The 9623-nt window shown below is 71.4% G+C and carries 11 protein-coding genes; 6 read left to right on the top strand and 5 right to left on the bottom strand.

What is annotated here, in order from left to right; genetic code table 11:
• A partial coding sequence (locus EAO76_RS43660) for a hypothetical protein (protein ID WP_148841737.1) occupies positions 1 to 487 on the bottom strand: 487 nt, incomplete at its 3' end.
• A gap of 297 nt (positions 488 to 784) precedes the next feature.
• Between EAO76_RS43660 and EAO76_RS43655 the strand changes: the two genes are divergently transcribed.
• The 5 genes from EAO76_RS43655 (at position 785) to EAO76_RS43635 (ending at position 4834) form a co-directional block, all read left to right on the top strand.
• Positions 785 to 1096: a helix-turn-helix transcriptional regulator gene (locus tag EAO76_RS43655; RefSeq protein WP_148841736.1), complete on the top strand. Its 312-nt coding sequence runs from the start codon at positions 785 to 787 to the stop codon at positions 1094 to 1096.
• A 90-nt stretch (positions 1097 to 1186) separates the two neighbouring features.
• A complete protein-coding gene (locus EAO76_RS43650) occupies positions 1187 to 2455 on the top strand; it encodes an MFS transporter (RefSeq protein WP_148841735.1) in 1269 nt (422 codons plus the stop codon).
• Positions 2456 to 2501: 46 nt separating this feature from the next.
• On the top strand, positions 2502 to 3068 hold the full coding sequence (locus tag EAO76_RS43645; RefSeq protein ID WP_148841734.1) for a DinB family protein: 567 nt from the start codon (positions 2502 to 2504) through the stop codon (positions 3066 to 3068).
• Positions 3069 to 3319: 251 nt separating this feature from the next.
• A complete protein-coding gene (locus EAO76_RS43640) occupies positions 3320 to 4249 on the top strand; it encodes a hypothetical protein (RefSeq protein ID WP_148841733.1) in 930 nt (309 codons plus the stop codon).
• A gap of 108 nt (positions 4250 to 4357) precedes the next feature.
• Positions 4358 to 4834: a GNAT family N-acetyltransferase gene (locus EAO76_RS43635; RefSeq protein WP_148841732.1), complete on the top strand. Its 477-nt coding sequence runs from the start codon at positions 4358 to 4360 to the stop codon at positions 4832 to 4834.
• 273 nt (positions 4835 to 5107) lie between these two features.
• Here EAO76_RS43635 and cpt read toward each other — a convergent pair whose 3' ends face one another.
• On the bottom strand, positions 5108 to 5641 hold the full coding sequence (cpt, locus tag EAO76_RS43630) for a chloramphenicol phosphotransferase CPT (RefSeq protein ID WP_262376277.1): 534 nt from the start codon (positions 5639 to 5641) through the stop codon (positions 5108 to 5110).
• Between the two features lie 215 nt (positions 5642 to 5856).
• Between cpt and EAO76_RS43625 the strand changes: the two genes are divergently transcribed.
• The gene (locus EAO76_RS43625; RefSeq protein ID WP_148841731.1) at positions 5857 to 6204 is read left to right on the top strand and encodes a hypothetical protein; all 348 of its coding nucleotides are present in this window, start codon (positions 5857 to 5859) and stop codon (positions 6202 to 6204) included.
• A gap of 223 nt (positions 6205 to 6427) precedes the next feature.
• On the opposite strand, the gene EAO76_RS43620 is transcribed toward EAO76_RS43625, so the two are convergent.
• From EAO76_RS43620 to EAO76_RS43610, 3 genes are all read right to left on the bottom strand, one after another.
• Entirely contained in the window at positions 6428 to 7240 is an 813-nt protein-coding gene (locus tag EAO76_RS43620; protein ID WP_148841730.1) for an alpha/beta fold hydrolase, read from the bottom strand.
• A 196-nt stretch (positions 7241 to 7436) separates the two neighbouring features.
• Positions 7437 to 8102 (bottom strand): TetR/AcrR family transcriptional regulator, encoded by a 666-nt coding sequence (locus tag EAO76_RS43615; RefSeq protein ID WP_148841729.1) that lies wholly within the window; start codon positions 8100 to 8102, stop codon positions 7437 to 7439.
• Complete coding sequence (locus EAO76_RS43610; RefSeq protein WP_148841738.1) at positions 8099 to 9607, bottom strand: MFS transporter; 1509 nt, start codon at positions 9605 to 9607, stop codon at positions 8099 to 8101. Before EAO76_RS43610 ends, EAO76_RS43615 begins: the two co-directional genes overlap by 4 nt.
• Positions 9608 to 9623 lie beyond the last annotated feature (16 nt).

Below are 9623 nucleotides of genomic sequence, written 5' to 3'. Positions count from 1 at the left end.
GGGTGGAGGGCACGGAGGACGGGGTGCCGGGGGTCGACTCGCTGGTGGAGGGCGTCGGCTTGCCGCCGCCGGGCTTCTCCCCGTCGCAGTCGGTCCAGAAGACCTTGTGCTTGGCGCGGCCGTGTTCGCCGTCGAAGTTCCAGAACAGCTTGTAGTGGCCGTCCGGCAGGGACTGGTCCGGCGTACGGCCGTGCCCCTCGGCGTCGAGCTTCAGCGAGCCGGTCTTCACGACCTCGCCCTTGACGCCGGCGGTCGGGGCCCACGCCTCGATGCGCCAGTCGACGTTCTGACCACCGTCGAAGCCGAAGGCGTCGAGGTAGAAGGTGCACACGTGGGGCTCGTTCTTACGGAGCTCCTCGCCGGTCTTGGCATCGTGGATCTTCACGGTGCCGTTGTCGCCGGGAGGGGCCGCATGGGCGGCAGGAGCCAGCAGCATCGTCGCGGCGACGGCCGCTGCGAGCGTGCCTGCGGAAGCAAGAGGGCGCATAGACATTCCAACAAGTGGGAGATGGGCTTCCGTGGGGGGCGCCTCAGCCTCCTTCGGCCTCATGGGTCCGTCAAGGCGCGTCGGTACACCTATGTCACCCAATCTGCGATTTGTCGCACTGGCCCGACATAACGATTGAGGTCGGGGAGCCCGGGGACGCCGGAACAAGGCCCCCGCCCGTCATCCGCCACCCATCGCCCGTCACCCACCGACCCACGGGGCCGGTCCCGCGATTTGACTTGGCACTACATATCGCGAAAGCTGGATACGAACCCCAGGAGCGAAGGAGAGGCGACCATGGACCCCCTGGCCGTGCACAAGGCGCTCGCCAACCCCGCCCGCCTGCAGTTCATGCAGTGGCTGAAAGAGCCGGAGAAGTACTTCGACGAGGAGTCCTACCGGCAGCAGGGACTCGGTTTCCACATCGGTGTCTGCGTCGGCGACATCCAGAAGCGCGCCGGACTGGCCCAGTCGGTGGTCTCCGGCTACCTCCAGACCCTGAAGGACGCCGGGCTGCTCACCTCGGAGCGCATCGGCAAGTGGACGTACTACCGGCGCAACGAGCCGGCGATCGCCGAGTTCACGGCGCACGTCCGCGACGAGCTGTAGCCACCCGGGGGCGATCGCCCATGTTCCGGCCCGACCCCTGTCCCTACATATCTACTTTTCTGGATTTGAAGAAAGGTTTCGTTCGTTCCGATGCGAAGGACCTCCCTCACCGTCCCCGTGCTCGCCCTGGGCGTGTTCGGGATCATCACCACCGAGATGGGCATGGTCGGCGTGCTCCCCCGGGTCTCGGCCGAACTCGGCGTCAGCCCGTCCGCCGTCGGCTGGCTGGTCGGGGTCTTCGCCCTGGTCATCGCGGTGTCCGGGCCGTTCACCACGCTGCTCGCCTCCGGCATCGACCGCAAGAAGGTGCTCGCCGCGGCGATCGCGGTGTTCGCCGTTTCCAACGCCGCCTACGCGCTCACCACGCAGTACGAGGTGATGCTCGTCTTCCGTGTCGTTCCCGCGCTCTTCCACCCCGTGTTCTTCGCCGTCGCGCTCGCGACCGCGGCCCGGACGGTGCCCGCCGAGAACGCGGTGCGGGCCACGACGACCGTGTTCGCCGGGGTCACCGTCGGCTTCGCGTTCGGCGTGCCGCTGACCTCGTACCTCGCCGAGCACCTGTCGCTGGCGTCGGCGTTCTGGTTCGGCGCGCTCGTCAACCTGGTCGCCTTCCTGGGCATCCTGCGCTTCGTCCCGGCCATGCCCGTCGAGCGCGGCCGACGGCTCTCGCACCGTGACCAGTTGGGCATTCTGAAGCGGCCCCGCATATGGCTGACCATCGTTTCCGTCGTTCTCGTCTTCGCCGCGATGTTCTCGGTCTACGGCTACTTCGCCGAGTTCCTGGGCCAGGTCACGCACATGGACGGCAGCTGGGTCAGCGCCATGCTGATGGCGTTCGGCATCGTGATGATCCTCGGGAACTTCGCCTTCGGCGGCCTGCTGCGACGCGGCCTCGTCCGTACCGTCGTCGCCTACCCGGTGCTGTGCCTGCTGGTGTACGTGCTGCTGTACGCCGTCGGCCCACTGCTCGCGCCGATGATTCCGGCGGTGCTGCTCTGGGGCGCCGTGCACTCGGGCGGACTCGTCGTGAGCCAGAGCTGGCTGGGGCGGGACGCGGGCGACGCGCCCGAGTTCGGCAACAGCCTCTTCATCTCTTTCTCGAACCTGGGCATCACCGTGGGCACCGCGGTCGGCGGCTGGGTCATGACCGACTGGGGAACCCGTCAACTCCCCTTCGCGGGGATCGCGTTCGCGGTGGCCGCGCTGGTTGCCACGGCTCTGCGGCTGGGACTGGACGGCAGGCGTGGACGTGGGCATGGGCATGGGCATGGGCATGGGCATGGGCATGGGCATGGGCATGGGCATGGGAACGGGCGAGGTGCGGGGCAGGTTGTTGTGAAACCGGGCGGACGCCCGTAGTCAACCCTGGTGTGGGCGGACCGCAGTCGATCGGGAGGAACGTCTCATGGGAACGACGAACGCCGATGCCTCGCAGGCCGGGGAGCGGGAGGACCTGCTCGCGATCGTGGCCGACCAGCGCACCAATTTCCTCTACACCGTCGCCGATGTCACCGACGAGCAGGCCGGCCGCGCCACGACGGTCAGCGAACTGACCCTGGGCGGGCTGGTCAAGCATCTCGGTGAGGTGCAGCGGACCTGGCTCGCGGTGGTCGACGGCACTGCGCCGGCGAAGGTCGAGTGGACCGACCTCGATCCCGACGGGAACCGGATGACCGGGGGCGAGACCCTGGCGGGGCTGGTCGACGCGTTCCGTGCGGCGGCGGCCGAGTTCGATCGCACCGTACGGCAGGAACCCGACCTGGGGCGCCTCGTGACGCTTCCGCAGTACCCCTGGTCGCCGCCGGAGCCGATCGCATGGACCGTGCGGCACGTGCTGTTGCACGTCTTCCGGGAGATCGCCCATCACAGCGGGCACGCGGACATCATCCGGGAGGCCCTGGACGGTTCGAGCACCACAACGCGCATGGCGGAGGCCGCCTCGCGCGGTGGTGATGTGGGCGACGACGACTGACGGTCGAGGCGAGGGACGGGCCCGGAGTCGGGGTCGGGACCACCTCGTCGGTGACGGGCATGCGGCCGAACGAGTGGGTCATCCGCCGACTTCGGGGCACGGCGCCCGGGGTTTCGGGAGACTGTCGGTCAGTGCTGACGGTGTCGATCGAACAGTTCGCATCGAAGGGGCAATTTCCGGCCACAACACAACACCCCTTACCCTGCGGTACATCGATCACCAACGGTCGGCCGGGACAGAAGGGCGACAACATGACCTCAGAGACCAGCACACTGGTCACCATCGACGCGACAACTGCCTTGCTGGAGGCGGAACTTCCGCGTCTTGAGCAACAGCAGCAGACCCTGGAGAAGGAACTTTCCGCCGTCACCGGACGGTTGGAGTCGGTGCGGACCGCGCTGACGGCGCTGCGTGCGCTGTCGTCCGCTCCGAACCCGGTCCCCGCCGCGGACGGCGGTGCCGACGCGGAGCCCGAGGCCGCGGTGGAAGCTGCCGAGGCCGTCGAGGCCGAGCCGGCGAGCGTTCCCGCCGCCAGGATTCCGCAGCAGGCGCAGGACTCCGCGGACTCCGTCGTTCAGGAGGAGGCCGCCCAGGCTCCGGTGGAGGCCGCGCAGGAACCGGCTGAAGCCGCGCAGGAGTCGGCGGAGGCCGAGCCCGCCCCCGCGCGTCGCCGTGCGCGCAAGGCGCCTGCCGCGCCCAAGGGCCGCAAGCGGGCCGCCGCCAAGCCGAAGGCCGAGCGCGGCCAGGCCGCCAAGAAGGCCGCCGCCGACAAGCCCGCGTCCGCCGAGGCCGACAAGGGTGCCGAGGCCGCGGCCTCCGACGCGCCCGCCAAGGCGACCAGGTCGGCCCGGAGCACGAAGTCCGCCGCCGCGCCGGCCAAGAAGGCCACCAAGGCCGCCGGGGCCACCCGGTCCACGAAGGCCAAGGCCACGACCGCGGCCGCGAAGAAGGCGGCTGCCGCACCGGCCGGTGACGACAGCGGCAGCCTCACCGAGCTGGTCATGAAGGTGCTGGCCGCGTCCGGCGACGCCGCCGTCCGCGCCCGTGACGTCACGGAGGCCCTGGGGCGCGAGCTCACCCCCAACGGCATCAACACCGTACGCAGCACCCTCGACCGGCTCGTCGCCACCTCCCGGGCCCACCGCGCCGGCCGGGGCCTCTACCAGGCGCCCGCCAACTGACGCGTGCTACCAGGGGAATTCGCCGGGTGCCGGTGCCGCTGATCCGGCGGCACCGGCACCCGGCAAACCTGTTGCACGGGGCAGGACACCGGTCTGCAGGTTGCGGCCATGACCTCATCGCTCCGCCTGGAGAAGATCACCCCGGACAACGTCGAGGCCGCCTGTGCACTGGAAGTACGGCCCGACCAGGAGGAACTGGTGAAGCCGGTCGCCCGGTCGCCGGCCCAGGCCTACGCGACCCCCGACATCGCCTGGCCGCGACTGGTCTTCGACGGTGAACGGCTCGTCGGTTTCGTGATGGCCTTCTTCGACGTCCGGTTCGCCCCGGACGACCCCGGGGACAGGCTCCGTTCCGGGCTGTGGCGGCTGAACATCGCCGCCGGTCAACAGGGACGGGGGTACGGCCGCTTCGCCGTGGAGGCGGTGTGCGAGGAGATCCGGCGGCGGGGGCGGACCCGTGCGACCGTGACCTGGGTTCCCGGCGCGCACGGGCCCGAGGGCTTCTGCCCCGGGCTCGGGTTCGAGCCGACCGGGGAGATGAGCGGGGATCAGGTCGTGGGTGAACTGGAACTCGGCGGCGCGTAGTCGGGAGACCAGGGAGCGGTACGGCCGGGACGGCCGGAGGGAGCGGTACGGCCGGGACGGCCGGACCGGTCCGTGTCGGGATGGGTTCGGCCGTGGGTGCTGCTCGTTCCGTGGGGGTTGCTCATTCCGTGAGAGCTGCTCGTTCTTCGGAGACCGCCCGTGCCGTGGGTGTTGCTGTGGCCGGAAATGATCATTGGGGTGGTGTTCCCCGGCCGTCGGCCGTACGGACGGGCCGGTCGCACCGCGAGAGCAGGCCGGTCGCGCCGCACGTCCTCACACCACATGGGCGGCGATGTTCCGCGCGCACTCCATGGATTCCTGCCGTGTCGTGTCCACCTCCAGGTCGTAGGTCACGCCCCGGTGCACCATGTCCGCCTGCAGGGCCGCCATGCCGGGGGTCCGGTCGCCCCGCGCGGTCTCACGGCCCGCGGCGACGGCGGCCTCGCACCGGACGCCGACCCACAACACCCCCACCCCGTCGAGCGCCTGCTGCCAGCGCCGCTGGGATTCGGCACCGCCGAGGAAGACCTCGTCGACGACGATCCCGGCCCCCGCGCGTGCCATCGCGGCGACGCCCTCGATCCACGCGGCCTCCAGCTCACGGAACCCGGAGCCGACGACCACCCCTCCGTCGGGGGCGAAGTCGATTCCCTCGTCCGCCGCCTGCATGGACGAGGGCATCGCGTCGATCAGTGTGTCCACCCCGAGCAGAAGCCATTGGTCCGGCAGCACCGCCTGCAGGCACCGGGCGATCCCGGTCTTCCCCGAGCTGGAACCGCCGTTGAGCACGATCATGCGCGTCTTCATCGGATCACACTAAAGCGTGAACACAACGGGCCGGAAGCGCCGGCCGGCCGTTCCGGGGAGGCTTCCTCACGGATTACGGGCATGACCCGGTTGGCGTCGGAAGAACCGATTCGGCAGCTGCCATCCGGGTGGCGGGGCCCGGCTTTCGACGGTGACCGCAGTTCAGCGGCACAGACTTGGGCCGGTTCCGATCCCCCACCAAGGAGTGCCCTTCCATGCGCCTTCGTTCCACCGTGGCAGCCGCCCTCGGCGCGCTCGCGCTCGTCGTCGCCCTGCCGGCCTCGGCCCACGCGGCCACCGGAGACTTCTCGTACACGTACACCGGTCTCGACGGCTCGCCGCGGGTGGGCTTCCTCATCGACCCGCCGAGCCGGGTGTGCATCACGCTGCCCGAGGTCGCCGACCCCGGCTCGTCGTACCCGGCCCACACCCCGCAGAACCTCACCGACTCCAGCGCGACGGTCTTCACCGGCCCCGGCTGCCAGGGCGACTACTTCACCCTGCGGCCCGACGGTGGCCACGCCTCCAGCCGGCTGAAGCTGCGCTCGGTCGTCTTCAGCTGATCCGGCCGCCGCGCCGCGATCCGTACCGCCTGACCACCGCCGCCCCGGTACGAGCCGTGCCCCGCCCGTACCGGGGCGGTGTGTTCGTGTGCCGGGGCGAGCGGCAGCGGCCGCCTGGACACCCCGCGGTCTCGAAGCCCCGCAGTTCCGAAGCCCCGAAGCCCACGCCCCGGCTGCCGCCCAGCGCCTCAAGACTCCAGGGCCCAGCGCCTCAAACTCGTTCTCAGCCCGCCAGTGTCTTGCGCAGGGCCTCGGCGAACCCGTTCGGGTCCTCCAGGAAACCCGCGTGGTCGCCGGGGAACCCGGCCGGTCGCGTGCCGAGCAGTTCCGCCAGGGCGACGGACGTCCGGTACGTGATCAGGCCCTCCGACGCGACGCCGATCCCGACGACGACCCGGGTCGGTGCGGCCGCCAGCGCGGGGACGTCGGGCACGTAGCCGGCGGTGGCCCGCAGGTCGTGGCCGAAGAAGCGGTCACCGTTGGCGACGTCCTGCGCCGAGGGTTCGCCGTGCGGGCCGACGGGGGCCTCCTCGCAGCCCTCGTCGTCGAAGCCCGCGCCGGTCATGAACTTCACCCATGCCGCGCCCTGGCCCTCCCGGCGGTGGGTCCCGATGATGTCCTCGGTCATGGCGCGGTGCTCGGCCGCGTCGGGGAGGATCTCCATGACGGGCGGCTCGTGCGCGACGAGCGTCCGGACCCGGCCCGGATGGCGGGTGACGAGCGCCAGCCCGGTCACCGCGCCGCCGCTGCTGCCGAACACGTCGGCCGAATCGGCCCCGAGCGCGTCCAGTATCGCCGCCACGTCGTCCGCCCGCCGGTCGACCGTGGTGTCCTCCTCGGGGTCGTCCAGGGCACTGCCGGAGATGCCCCTCGGGTCGTGGGTGACGACGGTGTGATCGGCCGCGAGCGCGTCGGCCAGCGAGGCGAAGGCCGCGGCCTCCATCGGCGATCCCATGAGCAGCAGCAGCGGCCCCGTGCCGCGCACCTCGTAGTGCAGGTGTGCGCCGGGTACCCGAAGAGTGTGGATGGCGGTCATGCCGGTGGTCCTTCCTCCGTCGGCAGCCCGTGGTCGGAGTGCCGTTGTGATGACGGAGGTACGACTCCGGCCGCCGGGAAAACTCATCGCCCGGACCGGTTCCGCCCGGATCAGTTCCGCCCGGACCGATTCCGCCCGGACAGGTTCCGTCCGGACGGGCCGTTCGAGGGCAAAGGGGTCGTTCGGGGGCTCCGCGTCACCCCGTGATCAGGGACTGGAGCGCGGGCGCGTACAGGTCCGCGATGTGTTCGGGGGTGGCGGCCGCGCCGGCGCCGTCGCGGTGGAGGCCGAGGGTGGCGCCGAGGCCGAGGAGGTGGCCGGCGATCAGCTCGGCGCGCAGGGCGCGTTCGGGGCCGGTGAGGCGGGCGGTCAGGGCCTCGGTGACCTGTTCGTGGAAGCGGTCGCGCAGCAGGGAGCGTTCGTCCCGGTTGCCGAGCGAGAAGACGACGCGCAGCAACGGGTCGGTCTGCGTCTCCCGGCGGCTGTTCACCAGTGTCACCACCATGTGGCGGCCCAGGGTGTCGAGCGGCGCGTCGAAGAGTTCCGCGGCGGCGGGGCCGAAGTCGGCGACGGTGTTGAAGAGTTCGTCCTTGCGGCCGAAGTGCTTGACGACCAGGGAGGGGCTCACCCCCGCGTCGGCCGCTATCCCCCTGATGGTGACCTCGGCGTACGGGCGCTGTGTGAACGCCCGGCGGGCGGCACGCAGGATCGCGCCCCGGCCGGTTCCCGGGTCCGCGGTCGAGGCGGTCCCCCGGGCCGGTGAGACGGCGGACGTCGTGGTGGCCGCCCGACCCTGTGAGGCGGCGGACGTACCGCCCGGTGCCCGGGCCGGCGCCGGTACGGTGGCCTGGCCGCTGGTCATGCGCTCTCCTGGGTCGGTACCTTCCGCGCCCGGTTCCCCGGTCCGCCCGGGACATCGCGGTTCCCTTCGACCGTACCCGCCGCGGGGACCCGGCGGCCCGGCAGGAACAGGGTGACCAGCAGTGCCGCGAGCGCCGAGCCCGCCGCGACCAGGAAGACCAGCTGGTACGCGTGGAGGGTCGGGGCCGTCCTGCCGCCCACCCGGAACGTGAGGCCGGTGAGGACGGCGGCCACCGTCGCGCTGCAGAGTGCCTGGCCGATCGACCTCATCAGCGTGTTGAGCCCGTTGGCCGCGGCGGTCTCGCTCACCGGTACGCCGCGCATGACCAGCGCGGGCAGCGCCGAGTACGCGATGGCCGTGCCCGAGGCGACGACCGTCGCACCGGTGATGATCAGCCAGAGGCTGTGGCTGGTGAAGTAACGCACCACGTAACCGGCCGCGATCACCCCGGCCGCCAGCAGCAGGCTGACCTTCGGGCCGTACTTCGCGGAGATCCTCGCCGAGACCGGTGAGAGCGCCACCATCATCACTCCGCCCGGCAGCAGACAGAGCCCGCTGACGACGAGCGAGGCGCCGAGCCCGTAGCCCGTCTCCTTCGGCTCCTGCACCATCTGCGCGGTGACCAGGGAGTTCGCGTAGAAGGCGAAGCCGATCAGGAGGGCCGCGGCGTGGGTGAGCAGGACGGACGGCCGGGCCGACACCCGCAGGTCGACCATGGGCGTCGGGACGCGCAGCTCGTACATGCCCCAGATCGGCGCCACGACGACGGCGAGCACCAGCAGGCCCACCGTCCGGGCCGACGTCCAGCCCCAGTCGGCGCCCTGGGTGACCGCCAGCAGCAGACAGACCAGGACCCCGGAGAGGCCCAGCGCGCCGACCGCGTCGAAACGGCCGCGGGTGCGGAGCGAGGATTCCGGTACGAAGCACAGCACCAGCACGATGTCGAGGACGCCGATCGCCCCGGACACCCAGAACATCGTGTGCCAGTCGAAGTGCTCGACGACGAGGGCCGCGACCGGCAGGCCGACCGCCGCGCCGATGCCGAGCGTCGAGCTCATCAGCGCCACGGCGGACAGCACCCGGGCGGGCGGGAGTTCGTCGCGCAGGATGCTGATGCCCAGGGGTACGACGGCGAGCGCCGCGCCCTGGAGGGCGCGGCCGGTGATCAGCACCCCGATGTGGGAGCTGATCGCGCACAGCACCGAACCCACCACCAGCACCACGAGCGAGGCGACGAGCACCCGCCGCTTGCCGTACATGTCGCCGACCCGGCCCAGGACGGGCGTGAAGACGGCGCCGGTCAGGAGCGTGACGGTGACCAGCCAGCTCGCGGCGGCCGGGGTCGCGCCCGTGAGGGCCGGGATGTGCGGGAGCAGCGGGACGACGATCGTCTGCATGACCGCCACCACGACGCCGCAGAAGGCCAGCACGCCGACGGCGAAGCGGGGGTGCGGGGCCTCGTCGGCGTGCTGGCCTTCTGCGGCGTCGTGGTGGCGGTCATGCAGACGATCGTCGTCCCGC

Origin of the sequence: Streptomyces sp. sk2.1, assembly GCF_008120935.1 — a bacterium.
Taxonomy (GTDB): domain Bacteria; phylum Actinomycetota; class Actinomycetes; order Streptomycetales; family Streptomycetaceae; genus Streptomyces.
Note: the sequence above shows the minus strand (reverse complement) of the source record. Positions and strands in the feature narration are given on the sequence as shown.

What these genes read in the sequence shown, in the direction of transcription:
- cpt (WP_262376277.1), bottom strand. Translation starts at nt 5,641, where the DNA reads ATGAAGACGCGCATGATCGTGCTCAACGGCGGTTCCAGCTCGGGGAAG.
- EAO76_RS43615 (WP_148841729.1), bottom strand. Translation starts at nt 8,102, where the DNA reads ATGACCAGCGGCCAGGCCACCGTACCGGCGCCGGCCCGGGCACCGGGC.
- EAO76_RS43655 (WP_148841736.1), top strand. Translation starts at nt 785, where the DNA reads ATGGACCCCCTGGCCGTGCACAAGGCGCTCGCCAACCCCGCCCGCCTG.
- EAO76_RS43625 (WP_148841731.1), top strand. Translation starts at nt 5,857, where the DNA reads ATGCGCCTTCGTTCCACCGTGGCAGCCGCCCTCGGCGCGCTCGCGCTC.
- EAO76_RS43635 (WP_148841732.1), top strand. Translation starts at nt 4,358, where the DNA reads ATGACCTCATCGCTCCGCCTGGAGAAGATCACCCCGGACAACGTCGAG.
- EAO76_RS43620 (WP_148841730.1), bottom strand. Translation starts at nt 7,240, where the DNA reads ATGACCGCCATCCACACTCTTCGGGTACCCGGCGCACACCTGCACTAC.
- EAO76_RS43640 (WP_148841733.1), top strand. Translation starts at nt 3,320, where the DNA reads ATGACCTCAGAGACCAGCACACTGGTCACCATCGACGCGACAACTGCC.
- EAO76_RS43645 (WP_148841734.1), top strand. Translation starts at nt 2,502, where the DNA reads ATGGGAACGACGAACGCCGATGCCTCGCAGGCCGGGGAGCGGGAGGAC.
- EAO76_RS43650 (WP_148841735.1), top strand. Translation starts at nt 1,187, where the DNA reads ATGCGAAGGACCTCCCTCACCGTCCCCGTGCTCGCCCTGGGCGTGTTC.